22 protein-coding genes and 1 pseudogene are annotated in these 26,210 nt (G+C 58.8%); 14 read left to right on the forward strand and 9 right to left on the reverse strand.

Annotated features, from left to right (window positions below):
- The first annotated feature begins 18 nt into the window (after positions 1-18).
- Positions 19-1,668, forward strand: coding sequence for a cyclic peptide export ABC transporter (locus tag P3T20_RS32340; RefSeq protein WP_074267461.1), 1,650 nt, complete (start codon positions 19-21; stop codon positions 1,666-1,668).
- Between the two features lie 704 nt (positions 1,669-2,372).
- Positions 2,373-3,578, forward strand: coding sequence for a porin (locus P3T20_RS32345; protein ID WP_074267462.1), 1,206 nt, complete (start codon positions 2,373-2,375; stop codon positions 3,576-3,578).
- Between the two features lie 130 nt (positions 3,579-3,708).
- Here P3T20_RS32345 and P3T20_RS32350 read toward each other — a convergent pair whose 3' ends face one another.
- Complete coding sequence (locus P3T20_RS32350) at positions 3,709-4,026, reverse strand: DUF6566 family protein (protein ID WP_074267463.1); 318 nt, start codon at positions 4,024-4,026, stop codon at positions 3,709-3,711.
- Between the two features lie 105 nt (positions 4,027-4,131).
- Here P3T20_RS32350 and P3T20_RS32355 point away from each other — a divergent pair, with 105 nt between their 5' ends.
- On the forward strand, positions 4,132-4,638 hold the full coding sequence (locus P3T20_RS32355; RefSeq protein ID WP_254368975.1) for a TraR/DksA family transcriptional regulator: 507 nt from the start codon (positions 4,132-4,134) through the stop codon (positions 4,636-4,638).
- Between the two features lie 29 nt (positions 4,639-4,667).
- On the opposite strand, the gene P3T20_RS32360 is transcribed toward P3T20_RS32355, so the two are convergent.
- Positions 4,668-5,585: a LysR substrate-binding domain-containing protein gene (locus P3T20_RS32360; protein WP_074267465.1), complete on the reverse strand. Its 918-nt coding sequence runs from the start codon at positions 5,583-5,585 to the stop codon at positions 4,668-4,670.
- 176 nt (positions 5,586-5,761) lie between these two features.
- Between P3T20_RS32360 and P3T20_RS32365 the strand changes: the two genes are divergently transcribed.
- Genes P3T20_RS32365 through P3T20_RS32380 form a run of 4 tightly spaced genes read left to right on the forward strand, consistent with a single transcriptional unit; the run spans position 5,762 to position 8,684 of the window.
- Entirely contained in the window at positions 5,762-6,460 is a 699-nt protein-coding gene (locus tag P3T20_RS32365) for a pirin family protein (RefSeq protein WP_074267466.1), read from the forward strand.
- A gap of 47 nt (positions 6,461-6,507) precedes the next feature.
- Complete coding sequence (locus P3T20_RS32370; RefSeq protein WP_074267467.1) at positions 6,508-6,930, forward strand: DoxX family protein; 423 nt, start codon at positions 6,508-6,510, stop codon at positions 6,928-6,930.
- A gap of 7 nt (positions 6,931-6,937) precedes the next feature.
- Positions 6,938-7,789, forward strand: coding sequence for a pirin family protein (locus tag P3T20_RS32375; protein WP_074267468.1), 852 nt, complete (start codon positions 6,938-6,940; stop codon positions 7,787-7,789).
- Positions 7,790-7,847: 58 nt separating this feature from the next.
- On the forward strand, positions 7,848-8,684 hold the full coding sequence (locus P3T20_RS32380) for an aldo/keto reductase (protein WP_074267469.1): 837 nt from the start codon (positions 7,848-7,850) through the stop codon (positions 8,682-8,684).
- A gap of 95 nt (positions 8,685-8,779) precedes the next feature.
- Here the strand turns inward: P3T20_RS32380 and P3T20_RS32385 are convergent, their stop codons facing one another.
- Positions 8,780-9,958 carry a LacI family DNA-binding transcriptional regulator gene (locus P3T20_RS32385; RefSeq protein WP_429288955.1) on the reverse strand — a complete coding sequence of 393 codons (1,179 nt, stop codon included), beginning with the start codon at positions 9,956-9,958 and terminating at the stop codon, positions 8,780-8,782.
- Positions 9,959-10,074: 116 nt separating this feature from the next.
- On the opposite strand from P3T20_RS32385, the gene P3T20_RS32390 reads away from it, so the two are divergent.
- The 7 genes from P3T20_RS32390 (at position 10,075) to P3T20_RS32420 (ending at position 17,386) form a co-directional block, all read left to right on the forward strand.
- Positions 10,075-11,067 carry a substrate-binding domain-containing protein gene (locus P3T20_RS32390; protein ID WP_429288956.1) on the forward strand — a complete coding sequence of 331 codons (993 nt, stop codon included), beginning with the start codon at positions 10,075-10,077 and terminating at the stop codon, positions 11,065-11,067.
- A gap of 70 nt (positions 11,068-11,137) precedes the next feature.
- Positions 11,138-12,676, forward strand: a complete 1,539-nt coding sequence (locus tag P3T20_RS32395) for a sugar ABC transporter ATP-binding protein (protein ID WP_429288957.1) — start codon at positions 11,138-11,140, stop codon at positions 12,674-12,676.
- Positions 12,669-13,682: an ABC transporter permease gene (locus tag P3T20_RS32400; protein WP_429288958.1), complete on the forward strand. Its 1,014-nt coding sequence runs from the start codon at positions 12,669-12,671 to the stop codon at positions 13,680-13,682. Before P3T20_RS32395 ends, P3T20_RS32400 begins: the two co-directional genes overlap by 8 nt.
- Positions 13,679-14,710 carry an ABC transporter permease gene (locus P3T20_RS32405; RefSeq protein ID WP_429288959.1) on the forward strand — a complete coding sequence of 344 codons (1,032 nt, stop codon included), beginning with the start codon at positions 13,679-13,681 and terminating at the stop codon, positions 14,708-14,710. Before P3T20_RS32400 ends, P3T20_RS32405 begins: the two co-directional genes overlap by 4 nt.
- Positions 14,707-15,582 carry a sugar phosphate isomerase/epimerase family protein gene (locus tag P3T20_RS32410; RefSeq protein ID WP_429288960.1) on the forward strand — a complete coding sequence of 292 codons (876 nt, stop codon included), beginning with the start codon at positions 14,707-14,709 and terminating at the stop codon, positions 15,580-15,582. Before P3T20_RS32405 ends, P3T20_RS32410 begins: the two co-directional genes overlap by 4 nt.
- A 156-nt stretch (positions 15,583-15,738) precedes the next feature.
- Entirely contained in the window at positions 15,739-16,359 is a 621-nt protein-coding gene (locus tag P3T20_RS32415) for a nucleoside/nucleotide kinase family protein (protein WP_429288961.1), read from the forward strand.
- 340 nt (positions 16,360-16,699) lie between these two features.
- Positions 16,700-17,386 carry a hypothetical protein gene (locus P3T20_RS32420; RefSeq protein WP_429288962.1) on the forward strand — a complete coding sequence of 229 codons (687 nt, stop codon included), beginning with the start codon at positions 16,700-16,702 and terminating at the stop codon, positions 17,384-17,386.
- Between the two features lie 1,462 nt (positions 17,387-18,848).
- Here P3T20_RS32420 and P3T20_RS32425 read toward each other — a convergent pair.
- The 6 genes and pseudogenes from P3T20_RS32425 to P3T20_RS32450 form a co-directional block, all read right to left on the reverse strand.
- On the reverse strand, positions 18,849-20,225 hold the full coding sequence (locus tag P3T20_RS32425; protein ID WP_074267478.1) for a cytochrome c: 1,377 nt from the start codon (positions 20,223-20,225) through the stop codon (positions 18,849-18,851).
- 9 nt (positions 20,226-20,234) lie between these two features.
- Entirely contained in the window at positions 20,235-22,016 is a 1,782-nt protein-coding gene (locus tag P3T20_RS32430; protein ID WP_074267479.1) for a GMC family oxidoreductase, read from the reverse strand.
- Between the two features lies 1 nt (position 22,017).
- Positions 22,018-22,755 (reverse strand): gluconate 2-dehydrogenase subunit 3 family protein, encoded by a 738-nt coding sequence (locus tag P3T20_RS32435; RefSeq protein ID WP_074267480.1) that lies wholly within the window; start codon positions 22,753-22,755, stop codon positions 22,018-22,020.
- A 79-nt stretch (positions 22,756-22,834) separates the two neighbouring features.
- Positions 22,835-23,442 (reverse strand): annotated as a pseudogene (locus tag P3T20_RS32440) (IS5 family transposase); the annotation flags it as partial.
- A gap of 64 nt (positions 23,443-23,506) precedes the next feature.
- Positions 23,507-24,790: an alpha/beta hydrolase gene (locus tag P3T20_RS32445; protein ID WP_083611620.1), complete on the reverse strand. Its 1,284-nt coding sequence runs from the start codon at positions 24,788-24,790 to the stop codon at positions 23,507-23,509.
- 74 nt (positions 24,791-24,864) lie between these two features.
- Complete coding sequence (locus P3T20_RS32450; RefSeq protein ID WP_074267482.1) at positions 24,865-26,178, reverse strand: c-type cytochrome; 1,314 nt, start codon at positions 26,176-26,178, stop codon at positions 24,865-24,867.
- Between the last annotated feature and the right edge of the window lie 32 nt (positions 26,179-26,210).

Raw genomic sequence — 26,210 nt, forward strand, 5'->3', positions numbered from 1 at the left:
CTTCAAAACAAGGTTTTCATGTCCCTGCTACTGACCCTGGTCCGGCAATCCCGCTGGATTCTACTGCTCGCGCTGATAACGAGTGTTGTCGGCGGTCTGAGCAATGCCGCGCTCATCGCGATCATCAATCAGGCGCTCGGCGCTTCGGCCGACCAGTTGTCGGAGCTTGGCTGGCGCTTTCTGCTGCTGGCGCTCGCCGTGCTCGTCACGCGAACGCTGTCGCAGACCTTCTTCGTGCGGCTCGGCCAGGCAACCAAAGCGGCGCTACGCATGAGGACGATCCGCAGCGTTACTGAGGCTTCCTATCAGAACCTCGAACGCCAGGGCGGCGCAAAGGCGTTGACGGTACTGACGCAGGATCTCGACACTATCGTCGTGTTCTTCCTGAGCGTGCCGACACTCGCGATGAACACTTCGATTGTGCTGGGCTGTCTCGCGTATCTGGGCTATCTGTCGTGGCAAATCCTGCTGTTTGCGCTGGTGACGATCCTGATCGGATCGCTGGGATTTCATCTGGCCAATACACGTGCCATGTTTCATCTGCGCAGTTCGCGTCAGCGGGAAGATGATCTGGTGGGCGACTTCCGCTCGCTCTTCGATGGGGCAAAAGAACTCAAACTACATCGCCGCCGCAGACAAGCGTTCGTCGACGACTCGCTCGCTACGAGTGTCGAGGCGGTGCGCGTGCAGCGCACGCACGGCTATGTGCTGTACACGGCTGCCGCGAGCTGGGGCAGCATGATTTTCCTCGCCTTCATCGGCTGCGTGCTGTTTCTGCTGACACGCATCTATCCGGTGCAAGGACATGTGCTGTCGGGCTACGTGGTGATCTTCCTCTACATGAGCACGGCAATCGAGAGCCTGCTGTCGTCGATTCCCTCGCTGGGTTCGGCGAAGGTGGCGCTAGAACGTGTCGACAAGGTGAACCGCGACCTTCCTCGTGAGAACGTGCTGCCCGCAGAATCGGCTCGCGCGTTCGATAGCATCGCGCTGAAGGGTGTCACGCACCGCTATTTCCGCGAGAAAGAAAACGAGGTGTTCACGCTCGGGCCGGTTAGCCTGGCGTTCAAACCGGGCGAGCTGGTGTACCTGATTGGCGGCAACGGCAGCGGCAAGACGACGCTTGCGAAGATGCTGGTGGGCCTCTATGCGCCGGAAGGCGGTGAAATCCTGCTGAATGGCCAGGCGGTCGGCGAGGCCGAGCGCGACATCTACCGTCAGCATTTTTCAGTCGTTTTCAACGATTTCTTCCTGTTCGACCAGTTGCATGGCCTGCATCTGGAGGGGCTGGACGCTCATGCACAGGAGCTGCTCGAACTGCTGCATCTGGAGCATAAGGTGACGATTCGCGACGGCAAGCTGTCGACGATCAATCTGTCGCAGGGGCAGCGCAAACGTCTCGCGCTAATGGTTGCGTATCTCGAGGACCGTCCGTTCTATGTGTTCGACGAGTGGGCCGCAGATCAGGATCCGACCTTCAAGGATGTGTTTTATCGCCGCCTGCTGCCGGATCTCAAGGTCAAAGGCAAAACCGTTCTGGTGATCACCCATGACGATCGCTACTTTGGACTCGCGGATCGCTATATCAAGCTCGATTACGGCCAGGTTGTGGAGGAAGGTGCTGGCGCTGATCTCGTCCATCAGCCGGTAAGGTCGGCGGTGGAGTGAGATCGCGGGGCCAGCAGAAGGCCGGACAACGGCGCTGCTGGCTATGCGGGCTCACTGACCGATGTAAGAATATAGTTGTATTACGAGTCGATATTTTTCTTCATGATGTTAAGCGTATGCGGAATCACCACATTCGGGTTTTCCTTACGTATATAAAATATTAAAATTAAAACAAATAGTTACGTCATTTCTCCCTAAGCAGCGACATCTGCTGCTCACCTCAAGTTGCTTGACATCATTGCCTGTGGTTCGGTATGTTCGCTTACGGATAGTTTCTGGGACAGTAAAGTTGTCAGGGCGCTAATCCGCGAAAAATCCCAAATAACAGGATTTTAGTGAGTTAGCGCGTTCAATTTGGTGCGGTTGTCAGTCAAATGTCGCGCCGTGGATGTCGCTCGAAGCGACGACTCGGCCTCCGGCTCAGTGCGACTTCAACCCACGCTTTGAACGCTAGCGCCCGTCCGCACGAACACAAGCTCACACAGCAAAGAAAGCTTCATCGGTCCCAGCCTGCGACATCCGAACGCGCTTTCCGACAGGAGACCAGGGTTCGAAACACGTGATAAGGATAACTTATCGTCATGAACGGCATTTCTGGAGATGCGTGACGACGAGAGCGATAACTGGGTGCCGGGATGGCAGCCGGACAATTTCGTGCGGCATGACATGCCGCCATAACTCCAACGACAACAAAGGATGATCAGATGAAACGCTACAAGGAAGCCGGGTTTGTACTCGCTGGCATGACGGCCATGCTTGCGACAGGGACGGTGTTTGCGCAAAGCAGCGTCACGCTGTACGGGATTGTGGACACGGGGGTGGGTTACCTGAGCAGCCAGGCTCCGTCGACTGGCGCGACCAAGGGTGGACAATCGGTGGTCAAGCTGGTTGAAGGGGTGTGGGGTGGCGAGCGCTTCGGCTTCAAGGGCGTTGAGGACCTGGGCGGCGGCACCAGGGCGATCTTTCAGCTCGAAGAGGGTTTCAATGCCGACACCGGCGCATTGAGCAAGGCCGGCCTGATGTTTAGCCGCGCTTCCTGGGTGGGCCTGACCAACGATACCTACGGTACGTTCACGGCAGGGCGCCAGTACACGCCTTACTACAACATGCTCGCGCAATACGGTCCGACGCCGTGGCTGACAGGTGCCTTCGGCGCCCATCCGGGCGACCTCGACGCGCTCGATACCGATTATCGCGTCAACAATGCCCTCGTCTACACGTCGCCGTCATTCGCCGGGTTGAAGATAAGCGGCATGTACGCGTTGGGCGGAGTAGCGGGCGCCTTCAATTCGGGCGCATCGTGGAGCGTCGGTGCGCAATACGTGGCTGGCGGCGCGGGCATAGGCGTCGGCTTTGCGCGCTTTGACAATGCAACGAGCGGCGGTGGTGCCTGGAGCTCGAGTTCGACCGCCTACTCGGGCACCGGCGAACAGGGTGAATCGAGCATCACGAACGGCTATCAGAACGCGGCAGCGCAGCAACGCTTCGCTGTGACCGGCGGCTATCAGTTCAATCCGCAATGGGATGTTTCGGCATCCTATTCGAATGTGCAATATATCGTGGGTCCGAACTCAGGCTTCTCGACGACCGCGATCTTCAACACGGGCGGCGCGGTTCTCCATTACCGGCCGGTGGTGTCGTGGGATCTGGCCGTTGGCTACAGCTACACGCGTGCTACCCAGGCCAACGGTGTCCAGGACGCCGCGAGTTATCAGCAGATCAACCTGACCGAGCTCTATAACCTTTCCAAGAGAACTCGCATCTATGTGCTGGAGGCGTTCCAGCGGGCTAACGGCCAGACGATCGATAACGGCAAGGTGGTTACCGCGACGGCGGCCATCGCTGAGCAATCTGCTGCGTCGTCCCGTAGCCAGTTCGGCGCGACTATCGGTATCAATCACCAGTTCTGATAGGGCATTGTTGCACCGTCGAGGACCTATCGTTTGAGGATTTTTGCAGGATGAAAATCCCGCAAAAATCCTCTGAACGCGAACAGAACCCGCCTCGCCGGGTTCTGTTGCACTCCTCGGCCTTCTGGCTTTACGCGTCGATTTCGGGGCCACGCGATTTTTCCTGCACATCGCGAAACCAGATTTCCGCACGGGACCGGTCGACCACCCATGAGTGCGACCGCGGCGTGTTGAGTTCACGCTCGATGAACCGGCTCCCCCACTCGACTGCGTCTCTAATCGCTTCCGCTTCAGTCCGCCATTCGGGTTGAACGGTCATGGGACGATGTTCGACAACTTTTCCCGCGCTATCTTTCAGGCTCACGCTTGTGACCCAGGCGCCGAACTTGTTGGTCTCAGGGGATATAACGATTTCATATCCGCCGTAAGAAACGGTGCTCTCTGCCATCGTGTTCTCCTTTTACGTTCCTGATTGAAACCCGTTTGCGGTTGCGCGGTTGCTTCTCGCTGACCGAGCCCAATCATGCCACTTCCGCGTGTTCGTGACATGCTCATGGCATTCGTCGTCGGTATAGGCATTGCGGCCGCATGCTTTCGGCGCGATGATGGTCGTTCATGTGACGAAATCGCGAAACGCGGATCACGCTGCGTTCCGTCTATTGCCGTAAGGGAGAACACCATGCCGGATCAATCAGGTGGCTTGAGTGAGGCGTTTATCGCGCAACAACGCACGCGTCTCGAGGCGCTGCGTCGGCAATTGCTCGGTACAGAAGAGGGCACGATTGCCGATGAGCGTGCGTCCCAGGAGGAGCACGGCGACGAGGCCGAAGAATTCGAGGACGACGCGCAAGGAATGGCGCAGGATGAAATCAACCAGTCGCTGCGTAACACGAATGACCTGCGCATCGGCGACATCGAGCGTGCCCTGCAGAAGATCGATGAGGGCACCTACGGCTTTTCGGACAAAAGCGGCGACCCGATTCCGAAAGGCCGGCTAGAGGTGATGCCGGAGGCGATCTATACGGTTGAGGAACAGGGGCGCCGGGAGGCCGGCAACTGAGTCGTGGCGCAGGAGGTTGACTTGCCACTCTAGTGCGCCGGGTTCAAACCTTCGCACCCCGAAACGAGTGCGTCGAGCAGGTGACGCACCGCCGGAACCATGCCTCGGCGCGTGGGGAAGATCGCATGCACGAGACCCGGCGTGCTGGCCAGACCTGGCAGCAGGTGCTGCAGGCGGCCTGCCTGAATATCGGCCTCGACCTGCTCCCTCGGCAGCATGGCCACCCCGACACCTGATATCGCCGCGACCCGGAGGCTGGCCAGGTCGTCGGTGGCGAGGCGCGGTCGATGCGCCCATGATGTCGCGTGTCCCTCGGCGTCGACGAGGTCCCAGACAAACCGCCCGCCGCTGCTGGCCATGGAAACGGTGGGCCATTCCTTCACCGATTCGATCGAACTGGGCGCCGGATAGCGCGCCGCCAAGGCCGGACTGGCAACCAGAATGCGGATCGACAGTCCCAACTGGCGCACCGCGAGATCGGTGTTCTCCAACGGCGGAAGCCTGACCCGGATCGCAAAGTCCAGGCCTTCCTCGACGACATCTACGCGGCGGTTGGTTGCATCCAGCAGAACCTGGACATCAGGATTCTCCTCGACGTATCGCGCGATGATCGTGGAGATGCCGGACTCAAGCAAGGCGACGGGGCAGGCGATGCGGACGGTGCCCTGCGGCCTGGCGCGCGTGCGGTCCACGATATCTTTGGCAGCGTTGGCTTCCGCTACGAGCGCGAGGCAATGCTGGTGGAACTGCCGCCCCGTTTCCGTCAAAGACAGGCTCCGGCTGGTGCGATTGAGCAGGCGGACGCCAAGTTCTTCTTCCAGAGCACGAATGCGCCGGCTGAGCTTCGACGTCTGCAGGCCGAGGTTGCGCGCGGCCGCCGTGTAGCTGCCGTGCTCGACCACCTCTGCGAAGAGCCGAAGATCGTTGAGGTCGGTGATCGCATTCATAGGCACAAGCTCGCTTTTATCGTTCTATCCTGGGCAACGATGCATTCCAATACAGGAGATATGCACGGGTTCGTTGCAAATATAGCATGTGCCTCATCAACTGTACCCGCGCCGAAACCGGCCGGTCATACAGGCGGCCTGCACCGCATTCGCGGTGGCGGGAAACGGAGGCGGACATGCTCACACACAGGCGTTGGGAATCATTGGACAGGGCGGACCACGGCTGGCTGCGTGCGAAACACCATTTCGCGGTCAGCGCCGACGGCAATCCTGCGCATGCTCCCCTGGGACCCCTGATTGTCTGGAACGACGACGAGATCGCCGCTGGCAGCGGGTTTCCGATGCACGGACATCGTGACATGGAGATCATCACCTACGTGCGTCAGGGGCTGCTCGGGCATCGGGACACGTTGGGATCCGAGGGAGTGATCAACGCAGGCGATGTCCAGGTCATGAGCGCAGGCAAGGGAATACGCCACGCCGAGTTCAATCGGGGCGAGGTGCCGCTCAAGCTCTATCAGATCTGGCTGCGACCTCGTGAAAGCGGTGGAGAACCAGCGTGGGATACGAAGCCTTTCCCAAAAGGCGACCGATCCGGGCGCTTCGTAGTCCTTGCCAGCGGGTTTGGCGGCGACGAAGGTGCGCTTCCCATTCGAGCCGATGCGCGTGTACTTGGCGCGCTGCTTAAGGCAGGCGAAAGCGTTCGATACGAATTGGCGCCAGCGCGTCGCGCCTATCTCGTGGTGGCGTCGGGGCGCATCGAAGTGAACGGCGAGCCGGTTGGACCGCTTGACGGTGTGGCGATTACGACGATCGCCACGGCGCAGATTTCAGCACTTGAAGATTCAGAACTGGTGATGGTGGACGCCGGCTGATTCCCTTTCTTGTCATCCACCTCCGTAATTTAATTTAGGAGATCGTAATGGAACGCTTTAAATTTCTTCCGCTGTTGGGCCGCATCCTGATTGGTGGGCCGTTTGTCATGAGTGGTCTCGGCAAGCTTGCGGCGTACGGTGCGACAGTTGGTTATATCGCAGCCATGGGTCTGCCAGTACCGCCTCTCGCGTTCGTTCTTGCCGTGCTGACCGAACTGGGCGGCGGTTTGCTGCTGCTGTCGGGCTACCGCGCCCGTGTTGTGTCAGTGGCAATGGCGGTGTTCTGTGTGGTCACGGCGCTTTTCTTCCACCACAACTGGGCAGACCAAAACCAGATGATTCACTTCCTCAAGAACGTGATGATGGCTGGCGGCCTCCTGCAGATCACTTACTTCGGTGCGGGCGCGTTCAGCCTGGATGCCCGGCTCGGACGCATCGCTTCACGTCTTTCGCCTCTGAACGCAAGCTAGGCCTGCCATGCAAACTACTGCCCATACCTCCGGCCCGCTGAGGGCCGGAAGAGCGATAGTCACACGGACAGCCGGCCGGCAACACGGTGCCGTCAAGCGGCTGGTCAGTCCGTCCGACCTTGGAGAAGTGTTGAAGCCGTTTGTCTTTCTCGACTATTTCGATAGCTCGGTGGAAGCCAACATGCGCTTTTCCATGCATCCCCATTCGGGCCTCGCCACGACGACCGTGCTGCTGGAAGGTGAAGTTGAGTATGAAGACACGACAGGCGCGTCGGGGATCATGCCGGCTGGCAGCGTCGAGTGGATGAACGCGGGGCGAGGCGTGTGGCACGATGGTCGCGCCCGAGGCGATGGACCGGTGCGCGGCTTTCAACTGTGGGTCGCGTTGCCGCCCGAGATCGAACTAGGCGAGCCCCGTAGCCAGTATTTGTCGGTGAGCGAAGTGCCTCGCATCGGTCCGGCGCGCGTTGTCCTGGGTCGTTATGGAAACGCCGAAAGCCCGGTAGCCGCACCGGCAGGCATCAACTATCTGTTCGTGCGGCTTGCGGCTGGAGAGCGTTGGGAATACACGCCACCGGCTGGTCACGAGGTCGCCTGGGTTTGTGTACAGCGTGGCGCACTGCGCATTGCAGATGAATCCGTCGCCGACGAGCTCGTTGTGTTTGACGAGTCCGAAGACGTCCTGGCATTCACTGCCGATGAAGACACAGAGTTCGTCCTCGGCTCCGCGATCCCTCATCCGCACGATCTCGTGCTTGGCTATTACTCGGTTCATACGTCGTCGGAAACGTTGCGTGCGGGTGAGGCCAGGATCAGGGAGATCGGGGTACAACTGCGTCGCAGCGGGCGCATCGGATAGTCCGCTTAAAGCGGTTTGCGGTTCAGGCAGTGTGCGAAGACTCTTTCGGGAACACCTCATGCAAAACGTCCATGTTGGTAACGCCGCCATTCCGGCGATCGGCTTCGGCACTTACGGAATGAGCGCTGCGGAGATCTATCGACTGATCCCCGCAGCGCTTCGTGCCGGCTTCCGCCATATCGATACCGCGCAAATCTACGGTAACGAAGGCGAAATCGGCGACTGCGTCGCAGCGTCCGGCATCCCAAGAAGCGAAATCTTTCTGACGACCAAGGTCTGGGTGAGCAATTATGCAGTGAGAAACTTCGAAGCGTCAGTGAACGAGAGCCTCCGAAGGCTCAAGACAGACTATATCGATCTGCTTTTGCTGCACTGGCCGGGATCGAACGTACCGCTGGCGGAACAGATCGCGGGCCTCAATGCAGTCGCGCGCGCCGGCAAGGTTCGACACATCGGCGTGAGCAATTTCAATCGCGCATTGATGGCGGAATCTGTGCGGCTCTCTGCGGTTCCTCTCGTGACGAACCAGTTCGAATATCACCCGTATCTGAACCAGTCCTTGCTGATTGAAAGCACGTTGCAGGCGGGGCTTGCCGTGACGGGATACTGCGGCATGGCGATTGGCCGTGTGTTCTTGGAGCCAACGCTTGAGGAGATCGCGGCCCGTTACGACAAAACCATCGCTCAGATAGTCTTGCGGTGGCTTGTACAACAGCGCGGAGTTGTCGCGCTTTCGAGGACCGCCAAGCTTGAGCGGCTGGCGCAGAACCTCGCGGTATTCGACTTCGAACTGGAGAGCGAGGATATGACGGCAATACATTCGTTGGCGACGGCGGACAGCCGGATCGTCAATCCACCTGGGCTTGCGCCAAAGTGGGACAGAACAAGCGGCTGATTACGCGTGCCCTCGATACCCCTGCGCTTGAAGTGACTTACGGGCGATTCGCATCTCTCAGATACGTTGATGAGGCGATCAGATGAACGCACGTGTCAGCATTCGCGTCCGATCTTGATCGTCAGTTCGTCTTCCTCGACCATTTCTCCGAAGCCCGTCGGCACCATAACGAGAGGATGGTCGATTGCGTCGTGGCTGTCCGCCAGCGCGAAGGCTTCGAGGATTATCTTCTGCACGTCCTGGCGCATCATGGTTACTTCAAACGGCAGATGCACAGCAAAAGGATCCCAGTCGAAGCAACCGACCACCGTGGATTGCCAGGCCTCGCGCGGCAATTTCGACGCGAATTGAACCAGGCCCTCGAACGCGGTGATCGAATTCATCAGTAATCCTGTGGGAAGTCTGCCGAGACTTTCATAACGGCTCGCCAGCGCGCGCCGCGAAGACGACGCGCCGTATCCGAAGCATTCCACGGCATCTGCCGCGGGGCTGATCCCGCGAGCCTCGAACGCGTCGCGGTAGCCGGCAATGCGCATTTCGGTCGCATATTCGTCCACGATGCCACCCAGAAAAAGTAGTTCGCCGGGCGAACTGCCGGCGGCGATCATCTTCTCCATCAGGGCCTCTGTCAGCGCCCGCGCGCCGCCGCGATTGTCCGACACCACCGATGGTGCACCTGGGCCGGGCAGGTCGACGTTGATGCATGGAATACCTGCCGCCGAGCACAGTGCGTCAAGAGGCGTGGGATTGCGCACGCCGACGATGAACAGCAACTCCACCTGCTGCGAGATGAGCGTCTCCGTCACGCTCATTTCTACCGCCGGGTCGCGTTGGGTACTGACCACGATTGGACACAGCCCGCGACTCCTCGCATGCTCCTCGAAGTTCTCCGCGAGCCCCGCAAAAAAGCGGTTGCGATAGTGCGGAAGGATCATGCCGGCCAGTCCCGAGCGAGACAGGCGCAGTCCGCGTGCTTTCATGTTCACGTTGTAGCCAAGTTGCGCGGCGCTCGCGAGGATCCGGTTGGCGGTTTCTTCCTTGATGCGATAGCGGGCCCAGGTGCCGTTCAGCACCATGCTCACCGCCGACGTCGAAGAACCCGTCGCTTTGGCGATGTCATAAATAGTCGACTTGCGTCCTGAACTGCTGCGGGCCATCTGCCTTTTACTCCCAAAGCACCATCGTCCATGTTGTGCAGACGGTAGACCTTCTGCCACCGGAAGCCATATTAGGGTATCTACCCGATTGACCCCCTCGCTGAATGGATTCAGCATTTGCTCACCGATTTGCTGAATGGATTCAGCAAACGTTGCTGAGGTTAGCGGATCGGCTCATTTCCATTACCTATCCGGGCGTTTGGCGAAGCTTGCCGAGGTCCAACGGAGGAGACATGTCAAAGAACTTCGTGCGCACACTGTGCGCAGGCATCGCCGCGTTTGCACTCGCGACAAGCCTGGCTTCGGCGTCGCCCGACAAGCCAGTCATCGGCATCGTCGTGAAGATTGGCGGCATCCCATGGTTCAACGCCATGGAGGCGGGGATCAAGAAACGCGCGGATCAACTGGGCGTCAAGGCGTTTATGGTTGGCCCGACCAGCGCGGACCCGGCGTTGCAGGTCCGGGCGATCGAGGATCTGATTGCGCAGCACGTCGACGTGATCGGCGTGGTGCCGAACGATGCCAAGGTACTGGAGCCCGTCCTGCAGCGGGCGAGAGCCGCGGGCATCAAGGTCATTACGCATGAATCTCCGAACCAGGAGAATACGGATTGGGACTTCGAACTGGCCTCGGTCAAAGGCTTCGGCGAAGCGTATGGCAAGCGCCTCGCGACCGCCATGGGCGGCAAAGGAGAGTACGCGGTCTTCGTCGGTTCGCTCACCGTGCCGTTGCACAACGCATGGGCCGACGCCGCGATTGCTTATCTGAAGGCCAATGATCCGGACATGAAGCTGGTCGGCGACCGCTATGGCGTGGCCGAGAACGTCGACGCATCGCGCCAGACGGCGCTTGATCTGATGCGGGCTCATCCCGATCTCAAGGGCATTCTGGCGTTCGGCAGCCAGGGGCCGATCGGAGCGGCTCGCGCTGTCGACGAAACGCATAAGAAAGGCCAGGTCGTGGTGCTAGGACCGTTCTCGCCGGGACAAGGCAAGCGTCTCGTGCATGACGGCATCCTGACCGGCGGCTACATGTGGAATCCGGAGCTGGCGGGTGAGGTATTCGTCACACTCGGCACGATGGTCGCGAAGGGTGAACCGATCAAGGACGGCACGAACATCCCGGGTCTGGGCGTCGTGCATCCGCAGGGTCACGATCTGATCGTCGACCAGCTGGTGGATCTCAATGCCAGTACCGTTGACGATCTCGCGAAGTTAGGTCTCTGAAGCGACCTTGGTTGCCTGTCAGTCGCATTGGAGCATTCCCATGATTTCAGCGGCCTCAAAGGATCGTCCTGTGCCTGAGCGGGGACATACGAGCGAAGCGGGCGTGGTCGTCGACACCTCTCGTACGCCGCTGCTCAAGCTCGACAATATCTCCAAGATATTCGGCGGTGTGAAAGCGCTGCAGGCTATCAGGTTCGACGTGCTGCCCGGCGAGGTGCTGTGCCTCGCCGGCGAAAACGGCTGCGGCAAGAGCACGCTGATCAAGGTGATCAGCGGGGTCTATCAGCCGGAGCCTGATGCCGTCATGCTGATGGACGGTCAGTCGATCGAGGGGTTGGATCCGGCCAAGGCGCGGGAGCTGGGCATCCAGGTGATCTGGCAGGATCTCGCGTTGTTTCCCGAGATGACGGTCGCAGAGAACATTGCTTTCGAACAGAACCTCGGGCCGCGTCCGCGCCTCGTCAACTATCGCCAGATGAAAGTGGCGGCGCGCCGCATCCTCGAGCGGCTCAGCGTTTCAATCGATCTGGGCCGTTCGGTGCGTTCGTTGTCGATCGCTCAGCGCCAGATCGTCGCCATCGCCCGGGCGCTCGTTGCCGACGCGCGCCTCGTTTTCATGGACGAGCCGACGGCCTCGCTCAGTCATGCTGAAACCGAGGCACTCCTTACGATCGTGCGTCGTCTCTCGGCCGACGGCATTGCCGTGGTGTTCGTCAGTCACAGGCTTGCCGAAGTGCTCAACGTCTGTACGCGCGTGACGGTGTTGCGCGACGGCCAGTACGTCGGCACTTTTCCCACGGCCGGCATGACGCAAACCCGCCTCACGGAACTGATGACGGGCCGCACCTTCGACTATGCCGTGCGCACGACGGACCTGTCCGCCGCACCCGCTGTGCTGCAGGTAGATAGCCTGACCCGACGGGGCGAATATGACGCAGTTTCGTTCTCCGTCAGGAAAGGCGAGATCCTCGGCGTCACGGGTCGCCTTGGCGCGGGGCGAACGGAACTCGCGTTGTCGTTGTTCGGCATGACGCGTCCGGACGCCGGCTCGATCAGCCTCGACGGCAAGAAATTATCGCTGGGCTCGAACCGCGACGCGATACGGGCGGGTATCGCCTATGTTTCCGAAGATCGCCTTCAGCTCGGCCTCGTGCAGCCGCAATCGATCGGCGACAACACCGTGGCCGCGGTGCTCGACGATCTTCTCGACGCCACGCGGCTGATCAGTCTCAGGAAGCGCGACGGCCTGATCAAGGACTGGATCCAGCAACTGGCGGTCAAGATCGGCAAGCCCGAGGATGCGGTCTCCACGCTGTCCGGCGGCAACCAGCAGCGCATCGTGCTCGCCAAGTGGCTCGCCACGAACCCGAAGCTGCTGATTCTCGATTCACCCACGGTAGGCGTGGACGTCGGCGCCCGAGCCGGCATCTTCGCCATCATCCATAAGCTGGCTGCCCAGGGCATGGCCATCCTGCTGATCTCCGACGAGATCCCGGAGGTCTACTTCAACGCCGACCGTATCCTGCATATGCGCAATGGCCGCATGGTGAAGGAATACGTGCCGGGTGCCACATCCATCGACCAAATCGAGCGAGACGTCCATGCCTGATCTGCGCAAACTCGGAATCGGTTCGATCGAGGCGCTGCTGATCCTCGTCATCGCCGTCATGGTGATCGGCCTTGGCGCGACGACCTCGACTTTCCTGACCTTGCCCAATCTGTTCGACCTCCTAAACCAGAGTTCGGTCAACATCATCTTTGCCGTCGGACTGCTAGTTGTACTTATCGCTGGCGGCATCGACATCTCGTTTGCAGTGGGCGCTTCCGTGGTGCAGTACCTGACCGCCTTGACGGTCATGCACCTGGGCGGAGGCAACTGGGTGCTAGGCGTCCTCGCGTCGGCCGCGTTCGGGTTTCTGCTGGGCGCCATCAATGCCACGTTCATCTACCGGTTCCGCATCGTCTCCATCGTGGTGACCATCGCGACCTTTAACGTGTTCTTTGGCGGCCTGATGTTTCTGACCGGAGGCGTATCCCTCTACGATCTGCCGGACTGGTGGATGAACCGCATTTCACTGATCGCGCTGAAGACATCAAGCGGCGTTGCCGACCTCGGGCTGCCTGTCGCCGTCATGTTCTGCACGGTCGTGGCCACCTGGTTCCTGCTGCGGCGCACGACCACCGGCAGGCAGCTCTATGCCATGGGCGACAACCCGGAAGCGGCGCGGCGCGTCGGCATCAATATCGGCGCCATGCACTACATTGCCTTTGGCTGGCTTGGGATGATGGCCGGGATCGCGGGGCTGATGCAGGCGCACTACGTTCAGGAGGTGGTGCCCAACGCGCTGTATGGCCGCGAACTGGACGTGCTCGCCGCCGTGGTGCTCGGCGGCGCACGACTGGGCGGCGGACGCGGCACGATCCTCGGTGCGATCCTTGGCATTCTGCTCACCGCCATCACCGCGAACGGACTCAACCTGCTAGGAGTCTCTCCGTACGCGTTCAAGATGATCATCGGCGCCGTCATTCTGATCGCGATTACCTTGTCGAGCGGCGGCTTCGCCAAGCTCGTCGGATCGCGCTTCGCGTCGCAACGCGTCAAGGCCTTCTCATGAAAACCTCTTCGTCGCAACGTTCCGCTGTAGCGTTCGTGCCTGCTGACGTCGTCGGTCTGCTCGGCTTTCTGGCTGTCGTGATCCTGGCAATGAGCCTTGCGTCCAGCCGCTTTTTTTCTGCGGATACGTTTGTCTCCGTGGCCTTTCAGCTGCCGGAACTGGGGCTGTTCACGCTGGCGATGCTGATGCCGCTGATCTCCGGCGGCTTCAATCTCGCCGTAACCTTCACCGCCAATATTTCCGGACTGGCCATGGCCTGGGTGCTGCACGCCTATGGCGGGGCAGATGCCGGCGCTGGCGTCATCGTGCTGGGCATTGCCGCGGCACTCGCCACAGGTGCCGCGTCCGGATGGGTGATGGGCGCCATCATCGCGCGCACCGGCGCAAGCCCGATCCTCGTCTCCCTCTCGATGATGATCTTCCTGCGCGGCCTCGGCGAATTCCTGACCCACGGTGGCGATATCTCCGGCTTCCCGCCCGCCGTGCTGGTGATGGGCAACGGCCTACTGCTTGGCGTGCCGGTTCCGCTATGGATCTTCGCCGGCTGCGCGGCCGTCTGGCACGTCGTCATGACGCGCTCGCGACTCGGCTTTGCCACACGCATGATCGGCTCGAATCTCGAGGCGACGCGCTACTCGGGCATTGCCACCACACGCGCGGTCACGCGGATTTACATGCTGTCGGGTCTCATGTGCGGCGTTGCCGGCATCGTCATGCTGGCCAGTTTCAACTCGGTGCGCGTCGGTCATGGCGAGGCTTTCCTGCTGATTTCCGTACTCGCCTGCTTCCTCGGTCGAGTCGACCCGTTCGGCGGCTTCGGGCGTGTCGTGCCGGTAGTGATTGCGCTGGTCATCCTGCAGGTGATTGCCTCTGGCCTCAATCTGCTCGGTGCGAACCAACATCTCGCCACCGCCTTATGGGGTGTGTTTTTGCTTGCCGTGATGCTGCTCCGTTGGGCGTGGGCAAACGGCTTTTTTCAGTCCTTGGTCCGCAGACGCGCGACCGCATCGGGAGGAGTTGCACAATGAATACGCTTGGTGTTCACGCATTGGTATGGGCTGGCGATCTGACGCCGGAGTCGACGCGCAAGGTAATCAGCCAGACCAGGGCCGCAGGCTTCGATCTCGTTGAACTGTCGTTACACGGGCCAAAGGTAATGGACCTGGCGCTCACTCGCGACCTGTTGCAGGAGCACGGGCTGCAAATCGGCTGTTCGCGTGGCCTGACCTTCGACGCGGACGTCTCCAGCGACGACCCGGCCACGGTTGCGCGTGGCGTGGCGCTGCTGGAAGAAGGCATCACCATTACCGCCGAGCTCGGGGGCAACTACTTCGGCGGCATCCTGTACGGCGCGATGGCCAAGTATTCAGCGCCCGTCACCGTGCAGGGACGCAGGAACGCGGTCGACTCGCTCAAGCGGATTGCAGACTTCGCCTTGAAGAAAAACGTGACCCTCGGGCTTGAAGTGGTGAATCGTTACGAGAGCAACCTGCTTAACACGGCATCGCAGGCGCTCAGGATACTGGACGAAGTCGATGCGCCCAACGTGGTTGTGCACCTCGACACCTATCACATGAACATTGAGGAATCGGACTTCATGCAACCAGTACTGGAGTGCGGAAAGAGGCTCGGTTACGTCCATATCGGCGAAAGCAATCGCGGTTACCTGGGTTCCGGAACCATCGACTTCGCGCAGTTTTTCCACGCACTCGCCATGATCGACTATAAGGGTGTGGTCACGTTCGAGAGTTTCTCTTCCGCGGTCGTGAACGAACAGTTGTCCAACGCACTGGCAATCTGGCGAAACATGTGGGACGACGGTATGGATCTGGCCACACACGCAAGGAGTTTCATTGCCGGCGGGATCAATGCTGCGGCCAAAGCGAAGGCGCATCACTGAGAGTGCTGTTCTGTTGCAAAGAGGAGCGGCAGATACAATTAGGATGCCGTATGGATTGGTGCCGTCATGCGGTTTCCCGTTGTCATATTGCATGGCATGCGGTATTTTGGGCCCGTTGACAGTATCTACCTGCCCGAATAACTCTGGATTGTATCGATGATCGAAGACCCCTTTCTCGCCCGGCTGAAACAGCTTGTCGCCGATGGTCAGCGCCGTATCCTCGGCCTGGTGGGCGCGCCCGGAGCCGGCAAATCAACGCTGGCGGAGCAGATCCTTGAAGCGCTGCCTGGCCGGGCCGTGGTTGTGCCGATGGATGGTTTTCACCTTGCGAACGTCGAACTCGAACGGCTCGGGCGCGCGTCCCGCAAGGGCGCCGAAGATACCTTCGACAGTGCGGGTTACGTCGCGCTGCTGAGCCGTCTGCGGGCACCGCGCCATGGCGAGACGGTCTATGCGCCGGCTTTTCGGCGGGAGATCGAAGAGCCCATCGCCGGGGCCATTCCTGTCAGCCCCGACGTGCCGCTCGTTGTCACCGAGGGAAACTATCTGCTACTGGAGCGCGGGCACTGGAAGGCGGTTCGCCCACTTCTCGACGAGGCCTGGTATGTCGACGTCGATCCGGAGTTGCGCAGGCAACGGCTTGTCGATCGCCACATCAGGTTTGGTCGCGATGAAGACGCTGCTCGAAAGTGGGTCCAGCAGACCGACGAGCCCAATGCAGTATTGATCGATTCGACGCGAGATCGTGCCGACCTGGTGTTTCGGTGGCCGTCGTAGAAGGCCGGCGGAATCCGACTGCTAGCTAACCTGGAAAGACGGGACGATGGATTCAATGGAACGTTGGACGTTGAAATGGGCCCATGGCGAAGCGACTGCGCAGTCGCTTGGCGGAATGCTTGCTCCTGTGCGATTCGAACTGGGCGGGGGCCGCAGCGTTTCGCCGCTGTACGTGGCTCCATGGGGTGACGACGCTCGCTGGCCAGGTCTCCTGCGCGCGTTGCGCGGCGAATGGCCGTGCCTGCCGTTTGGAACGGTTGCGGCACCACCCGGTCTGCCTCCAGGCTTCGAGACACGGAACGCCACTGATACGTGGAACCACGGATACGGCGCGAATCACATGTGGCGCCTTGTTGAGAAGACTGCAGACAGGCTCACGCTGCGGATTGATTACCCATCCGAGGAAGCAATCGAAAGCCTCGAGCGCACCATTGAAGTTGACCCTGAAGCGCCGGCGCTTATCGTCTCACTTACTGTCCACGCGCGTAGAGACGTCGTCTTGCCGTTCGCTCTCCACCCTACATTCGCCATACCGGACGAGGGAGTCGAGGTACTCGCATGTCCGTATCAAATGGTTCACAGCTACCCGGTCTCGCCGGAGTCGGGCATTTCGCGGAGCTTGCCGAACCATGCCTTCGCTTCTCTGAAAGAGATCGCGACAGCAACCGGCCCTATGGACGTGACGCGATTGCCACTGCTGGACAAGACCGAGGAGCTGTTACAGATCGCAGGGTGTCGGCCGCCGTTTGTCTTGCGATATTCCACTCAGCAGGCCGATGTCCTGCTCGACTGGAATCCCGAGGAACTTCCGGACGCGTTGCTCTGGATTAGCAATGGCGGACGTGCATACGACCCATGGTCCGGACGAAACGTTGCATTGGGCGTTGAGCCGGCCCAAAGCTTTTTCGACCTTGGCCGTGTAGTGATGCCTCCGGCCGACCATCCGCTGGCGGCCCGAACGGGTCTCGCGTTTCGTGCCGGTGTGTCGCGCACGGTCAGCTACCGGCTGTCAGCGCGTTCGGTGTGAAAGCGCTCCGCGCATGCGGTCACTATCCCTTGAAGAGTAGTGTGCTGGAGAAGGTGTCTATTGCCTTCACCCGCTGACAAATTAAGCAAAAGTTGATCAAAAATAAACCAAAAGTTGAACGTCAGATCGGGCACGCGGATCGGTGCAGCAGACGCTGAATAAATCAAAAGCCCGCAACTATTTGCAGAAATAAAGCAAAAGCTGAAATTGTTTGATTTTTTATGTAATGCATTGATTTTAAATATTATTTCTTGTCAATGAATTGCGGGGTGAAGCATATGTTGAGCGTTTCGTGGTCGTCACGTGCCTACGGTAACCGCCCAACAGATTATTAATCAAAATGTGGTGTACCCAAGAGGGTCCACAGAGCGGGTTGGATATTTCCGTAAGAGGCTGAAGGTAGGGAGCGGAGCGAGTCTCAAGCGCGGTCCGAGATTGGATAGAAACTTCTAAGGGAAAGCTCTCGAATCGCTTTTTCTTTGATGCAGATATTGGAGCACAACAAAGTCTGCAGCAAACGCTTCTGGATATTTCAGATACAGCAGAGCCTACTGCACGTCTCAAAACTGTGTTGCCATGCAGCATTAGCAGGAGTAATCGGTTCGCGAGCAGTCAGTTGGGGCGTATTTCGATCGCTGTAGTGCCTCTTGCGCATACCTTAAATTGGGGGGGCGAGACAAATTTACCGACAGCACCACCGCCCCGCTTAGCAGTCCCTCAAGTCGGCGTGTCACCGATAGCAGATTCGTCATAAGAAAGGGCGTCCGACTCCTGCGCTGACTCGAACTAGTTTGCGGCGGCCCCAGTACCCGTGCGCCGTCTTCCCGCGGCGCCCGAATTCCCTCCGAGTTAGGCCTCGTCTTCGTGCAGAGATTTTGCGCAGGCGAATCAGTTTCTCGGTCAAGTAGAAATCCCCGCGCCTGAAAGCTAGTTTTCTTGCCGTTATGCCCTGTCGGTTGGACATCTGTTCGACGCTCGACGCCAGCTTCGCAGAAATTGCCGAGGAGCACTATTCGACACAACGCCATAAGATACGGACCTTGTTGAGCACTTTGGCGACGGATGTTCCGTTCGATCTAGATGCTTGTGTTGGTGTCGTTCCGGCTCCGCTTACGTCCGTCGATGGTGGCGATGAGGAGGCGCGCCGTGTCGTCACCAGATATCAGTTGCGTGATTCCGACCTTTAACGATCGCGTCCATAACCATGAGCCGTAAGCTCGGTGCTAGGACAGGAAGGCGCGTTGGTAGAAGCGATCCTTGTGCATGATGGCAGACGAACCATAAGCGGCTCGGGAACCCGTCTTGACGGGTTGCGCTAATCGACGATCACAGTGGCATCGAACTGATGCATATGTTCGGCAAAGGACAGATGAAACATGCTCGAGCTTATCATCCGCCCGTCGCCGATCGATTCTACGAACTCGCAACGTAAGCAATACTTTGCATATCGATTCGACTCTACTCATCGAGTCTTACTGCGACAAATCCCGTTGATGAGACGTGTCTGAAGATCCGTGGCCGGCGCCTTCTCGGGAAGGCTCTTGCGCACGGCGGCCACCATTTCCGATGTAACGGCAGGTGCCGTGTTCCCCCAGCTACTACGCACAAACGTCAACACATCCGCCAGATCCTGATCGCTTAGCCGATCAGCGAAGCCAGGCATCGCATAGTGCGTCGGCGCGGATGCCGTCCAAGGCATCTGGGCCCCGGACAACACGATACGAATCAGCGACGACGGATCTTTCGTGTTGACCGTGGTGCTCAACGCCAGTCGCGGGAAAGTCCCATTCCAACCGTTGCCAGTAGTCCGGTGGCAGGCTGCGCAATTATTCAGGAACTGGATCGCGCCGTTACTGCTGGCGCTCCCGTCGTGGAACATCTTCTCCGTGGCGCTATCGTACGTGAGCGACGTCTGGTCCGGATGCGCCGGTCCCAACGTTTTCAGATACGTGGCGATCGACATGAGATCGCTGTCCATCATGAATTGGGTACTGTCCTGTACGACCTCGGCCATGCCGCCAAAGGCAGCGGAGTGCTCGTTACGGCCACTCTTCAGGAACGCGACAATATCCCCCTCGCTCCAATTGCCGAGGCCGTCCTTCACGTCTCCGCGCAGATTCTCTGCGAGATAACCGTCGATCACCGTACCTGACAGGAACGTCGATCCATCGTCGCTCAGCGATGCTTCCTGCATCGTCACCTTACGGGGCGTGTGACACGCGGAGCAATGCGCCAGACCTTCCACCAGATACCGGCCACGGAGCACCGGATCAGTAGCGCTTACAGGTGTGTCGTCAGTTACCACGTCTGGTGCATACAGCTTACGCCAGACCGACAGCGGCCATCGCATTGACATCGGCCACATGATGTCCGTGGTCTTGTTCGCCTGCGAGACCGGTTGCACGCCGTGCATAAAGTACGCATAGAGCGCCTTGATGTTTGATGGCTTGACCTTCGCATACGACGGATAAGGCATCGCCGGATACAGTGTCTCGCCATTCTTCGCTATCCCGTGGCGAACCGCTCGATCAAAGTCGTCAAGGGTGTAACTGCCAATCCCGGTGTCTTTGTCGGGCGTGATGTTCGACGACCAGATCGTGCCGATCGATATGCTCATCGGCAGGCCACCAGCGAACGGCTTTCCATCCTTCGCGGTATGGCAGGCGACACAGTCACCGATTTGCGCGAGGTAGGCCCCCTGCCTTATCAATTGGGTCATATCCGCGCTAGTTGCATCCTGCGCGCGCACAGTCGTGGATAATGCCGCTAGTCCAAGCGCGAGCGATGACATGACAACCGACGCCAGCGCCGGCAGCACGCGCTTCGTATATTTAGTCATCGTGCGTGCCTAAGCCTGCACCAGCGGGCCGGGGTTCTTCAGGTACTGTTCGCGGATCGCTTTCACGGAACGGTAAGCGATTGCCGTTACCAGCCCTGTCGGGTTGTACCCCATGTTCTGCGGAAACAGACAGGCGCCCATCACGAAAACGTTCGACACACCCCAGGTTTGGCCATACGTGTTGACCACGCTGTCCTTCGGATTGGTACCCATGATGGCGCCGCCAGTCAGGTGTGTGCTTTGATACTCGCGCACATCGAAATGCTTTCCCTTCTTGCGGATGCCACGAACTACCCTGTCACCGCCCATCACATTGGCCAGCTTTTCCATCTGGTCGCCCATGAAACCCAGCATGTCATACTCGTTGTCATGCCAATCGAACGTCATGCGCAGCAATGGCTTACCGAACTTGTCGCGATAGGTCGGATCCAGATCGAGATAAGCGTCCTTGTAAGACATGACCGAGCCAGCGATCGCGATATTCATATACCGCTGATATGCATCCTGGACACCCTCTTTCCAACCCGAGCCCCATGACGGCGTCCCCGGTACCGTCGGGGCCTGGCCGATCGGTCGGCCGCCCGAGCTCAAACTTCGAATGCTCGCCCCCCCTATGAAGCCGAGCGGCCCGTGGTCGAACTGGTCGCCATTGAAGTCGTCCAAGCCGACAGCGCCTGCGCCCGCGGCCGCGAAGCGGTTAAAATGTGTGCCCTTGGGCATCAGGATGCCAATGCTTCCGTTCATCTGGTAGGCGAAGTTTTTGCCGACCACACCTTCACCCGTCAACGGGTTATACGGCTTACCAATGCCGGACAACAGCAGCAGACGCACGTTGTGCATCTGAAAGGCTGTCAGGATGACCATGTCCGCCGGTTGCTCGACCTCACGCCCCTGCCGGTCGACATATGTCACCCCGGTTGCCTTCGTGCCCGTGGAGTCCATATTGACCTTGATCACCTGCGATTCGGTCCGAAGCTCGAAGTTCTCACGCTTGAGCAGAACCGGCATGATCGTCGTCTGTGGCGATGCCTTCGAATACATGTAGCAGCCATAGCCATCGCAGAAACCACAAAAGTTACACGGTCCGATGCGCACACCATAGGGGTTCGTGTATGGCGCGGACGCATTCGCTGCCGGTGCCGAGTACGGATGCAGACCCACTTCCCGTGCGGCTTTTTCAAACAACATGCCGCTATATTGCTTTTGCAGCGGCGCTGTCGGGAATTCGTTGGTTCGTGGACCCTCCAGCGGATTACCTTCTTCGGCGCCAGTTAGCTTGCCATTGATATTGCCGGCCCTACCCGAAACAGCCATGACTTTTTCCGAAAAGTCATAGAACGGCTCGAGATCCTTGTAAGTCACGCCATGATCTTGCAGCAACATATTGTCGGGAATGAATTTCTTGCCATAGCGCTCGGTATAGCGCGTGCGCATCTCGAGTTCTTCCGGCAGGTTGCGGTACATCATGCCGTTCCAGTGAAAGCCGGCACCGCCGACACCATTTCCCAGCAGAAATGCGCCATGCTGACGATACGGCACCGCTGTCCTCGTCATATCGTGACGAATGGTCACCGTTTCGTCGGCAAGGTGCTGCAATAGCTCGCCGCGTGTGGAGTACTTCAGTTCGTCCGCGACCTTCGGATATTCCGCGTCCGTCGGTGTATCGCGGAACTCCCCGCGCTCGAGCGCCAGCACGTTAAGGCCGGCCGCCGTCAACTCGATTCCCATGATTGCCCCGGTCCATCCAAAGCCGATCAGGACGACGTCTACCTTGTCTTTTTGGATTGCCATGTTATCCCCGCATTCCCGAGATCGAGACCGGGCCGTACGGATAGTTCACGTTTGGCTTGTCGATCCAGTCTATGAAATCCGCACGGGCACCCGGGAATCCGATCATTTTCCAACCGCCCATGTTCTTGTTGCCACCGTAAATCGGATCGGCCAGATAAGCTTCCTTGGTGTTTGCCAACAGATATGAAAAGAAGGTCCTGGAGGGAAGAGATTCGAATTGCGGCGTGCCGGCGTCGAGTGCTTTCAGGACTTCGACTTGAAGACCCTTCGACAAATCGACAAACACCTTGTCATGATGCTTCACGCAGTACGTGTTGGTCTCGGCAACACCGTGGCGATAAATCTGGCGCGGGTTCAGGTTCATCTGGTAGCCCATGTCAGGGCTTTCATCCGGATGAAACGGTCCCTGCATATACCAGAGCTTGCCGTGCCCGTAAGGCGTTTCCATCTGGCGGTCAATGAAGACCGGTACGTCACACTCAAGCGCGCCGGCACCAAATTTATCCGATGGAATGAGGTGATCGACAGCCGCTTCAATGAACGTGTATTCCTCTTTCGTGAAATAGGTTGGTTCGTAGAGTCCGAGACTGGTAGCGCCCAGTTCATTGGCACTCCCCGTCTGTGGGGGTTTGGAACAGGCCGTTTGTGTTAGTGCGACGCCTGTGGCCAGGCCGGATGCCGGTACGATTGCGAACATCTGTCGCAAGAATCGTCTGCGCGGTTCTTTTTCTTGAGACATTATGATTCTCCGAAGAGATTGAGCATGTGATCGAGGGGGGCGCAATGAGGTGTTCTGGTAATCTGGTTAAGAGTTGCCAACAAAACTGATCAACCAACCTTGAGCAGACGACAGCACAAGCCAGATTGAGCAACGCGACATGAGTATCGAGAGCCCGTTCGAAACGGATGCACAGTTTGCCGAAACCGGCAAACCAGGCATGTGTGCGTTCGACCACCCAGCGATGACGGCCGAGCCTTTCGCTGCTCTCGATACCACGACGCGCAATGCGTGCCGTGATGCCTCGTTGTTGCAGTGATTCCCGGCAGAGCGCATAGTCGTATCCCTTGTCAGCATGGACCTTGTCCGGCCGCCGCCGTGGTCGCTCAGGCACGCCCGACACGGGCGGTATTGCATCGAGTACAGCTTCGAACACCGTCGAGTCGTGCCGGTTGGCGCCTGTGACCACCGGGGCCAGCGGGATACCCTGGGCGTCTACTGCAATATGCCGCTTGCTGCCTAGCTTGCTCCGGTCGGTCGTGTTTGGCCCGGTCGGCTCGCCCTATAAATGCTCACACGACTCCAGTCAATCGCGTCATATCCACGCAGGCGTACAAGGAACGCCCGATGCGAGTCTGCCCACACGCCGTTGTCCTGCCATTCACGCGGTCGACGCCAACACGTCATGCCACTGCCGAAACGCATCTCCGCTAGTGGCAAGTGGTGGCTCCATAGTTTGATCAGTTTTGAATCACGAGACGCGCGAAATGGATCATTGCCCAACGATCAAACGCGCCCGTATCCACGGTCGGATAACCTTGTCGAAGATAGCTTTATGCGTCCAACTGCCAGAGTCTCCCATGTGTCGGCCTTCTGGGTTGACCCATGCGTCCTTTGGCGTCCCGGTCTGCAGTAGCTCGATTAGATCGGTGAACGGCGTTTGGCTGTCCTGTACACCACCGATCAGAAGCATAGGTGACGTCGGCTGTCCCAGGAGTCCGGCTGCCTTCAGCGACATCGACGGCATATAGTTCAAGAGCGCTTCTACCGAGGGTTGCCCAAGAACATATAAGCGTGATGCAACGAAATCAAACAGGTATTCCTTCGTGTGCAGAGAGTTATCTTGCCATGCACGCTGAAAATAACTGTCCACCGGACCACTCTGATACACCGCACCTTTTAGACGATTCGCCTCAACAAATGCGAGCCGCGCGGACCAATAACTGCCCCAACTCGTGCCGCGTACGACGATGCGGCTACCGTCGACGTCGGTTCGCGTGAGTAGATAGTCGATCAGACGTGAATAGACCCTCTCGGCTCCCGGGCGGGCCATAGGTGCATCGCCAGTGCCGGGCATGTCGACTGCGACGTCGGCAATGCCGTCCTGCAGGAATCCGCGCCCCTGGTCAGCGACGGAGTCCTTCCATTCATCCATGCCGCCGAGGTCAAGGACAATCGGTGGCTTTGTGACACCGGGCGGTTTTTGCAGATAGGCAACGATCTGCTTGCCTTCGAATGGAATGCTGATCGTTTCGATCGGTGGATTGAGAAGCCGCCCATAGTTGGCGAAAGCTTCCTGTGCTTTTGCATACGACTGCGCTTTGCCTGGCGAATTAGGGGAGGGCCAACGACCGAACGAATAGTTGAGCCATGCTGCCCGATAGTCATCACGTGCGGCGCCAGAGTCTGTCGGTTCCTCCGATTTTGCACGCAGTTCGTATTGATCGCCAATCGCCATCCAGGCCGAAGCCCATTCGTCGCGATCGAGGGAGTGGATATGCGAGAGCGCTTCGCGAACATCATCTGGCTTGAGTCCAGTCAAAGGATAGGCACCTCGATCCGCACGCGCCTGCGTTTCGGCGGCAAGCTCAGGCCAGGAACGCGTTTGCCATTTGTCCTGTGACTCTTGAGCCACGGCGTTATGCGACAGTGCTAGAGCGGTCAACACCACGATTAATGTGCCGCCTCCATGTACGCGACGATGTTTTCTGTTGCTATCGTTCCGCAAAGTCTGCCGCGTCTTCGAAGAAAAAGTGTGATCGACAGGGTGGCGCATGATTCCCTCTTTGGTCGTCAAGAAAGTAGATCTAGTTGTATTTGATGCTTGCTCAAAAAATGTGTATCCACCTATCACTTGCCGCTCGTACTGGCTCTCACCTTCGCAACATCCTGTGCTTTGATTTCTGGAGCGCGGTTATTCCAGCCGCTTCGTACAAAACTCAACACGTCGGCGATATCCTGGTTCGTGAGGCCTAGCCTGAACCTGGGCATGGGATAGGCCGCGGGCACGCCGCCGACTACAAGATTCGCGGCGCCATTGATCGTCACGTTAATAAGCGACAATGGATTAGTGCCCAACACATCCGGGTTTCCTGCCAGGGGAGCGATGAAGGGTGCACGTCCTCGGCCATCAACCCCGTGGCAGTTGGCACAATAGGTCAAGTAGACGTGTGCGCCGTTCGGTAACGGCGTTCCTGCGACCAAGGTGGAGGTTATCTGACCGTCGTATCGATACGGCTCTCTCTCGTTGACGTCACCCGCGTGTGACGGAACCAACGAACGGAGATACCGTGCTATCGCGACTTGGTCTTCGTCGGACAAATACTGAGTACTATTGTTGACGACATCCGTCATTGGACCATACGCGGAAGCATGAACGTTCGCTCCAGTTTTCAGAAACATGTGCAGATCATTTTCCGTCCATCTACCGAGTCCCGCATTGTTATCACCGGTCAGATTCGATGCAAACCATCCGTCGAGAGATGCGCCGGAAAGGAAAGTCTGACTCTTCTCGTCGAGCGCTAGTTCTTGCATCGCCATGCCTCGCGGCGTATGACAAGCGCCGCAATGCGCGAGGCCCTGAACAAGATAAGCACCCCGGTTCCAGATGGGGTCTTTGTTCGGCTTTGCCCGATAGACCGTATCGTCAAGAAAAAGGAGGTTCCACAGCTTGAGTGGCCAGCGCATATCAAGCGGCCAAGGAATATCCGATTGTCGATTGCGCTGTTTTATGGGTTTCACACCCTTCATAAAATAGGCATACAGCGCGTCCACATCCTCATCGCTGATCTTGGAAAAGGATGGATACGGCATTGCCGGATACAAGTTATGATCTCTAGCGACTCCGTGTCGTAACGCACGCTCGAAATCGTCCCGCGTGTATCGGCCGATTCCCGTGTCGGGGTCGGGCGTGATATTGGTCGTGTAGATCGTGCCGACGGGCATTTGCATGGGCAGCCCGCCGACAAAATCCGCACCGCCTCGAACCGTGTGGCATGCTGCGCAATCGCCGATTTTTGCCAGATAGCCGCCCCGAGCGACCAAACGATCCGCAGGCGTAGCCGCCCGGCTTGGTAGACTTGCCGTTAGCACCATCGCCAGGATTGACGCAAGCGCGAACCATCTACGTATGCGCGTCGGGTTGCTTGAGATTGCAGTCTTCATCGATGAATTTCGCTTCGAAAGGAAGCCAGGAG

Source organism: Paraburkholderia sp. GAS206C, from assembly GCF_050435645.1.
In the GTDB taxonomy this organism is placed as follows: Bacteria; Pseudomonadota; Gammaproteobacteria; order Burkholderiales; family Burkholderiaceae; genus Paraburkholderia; species Paraburkholderia phenazinium_B.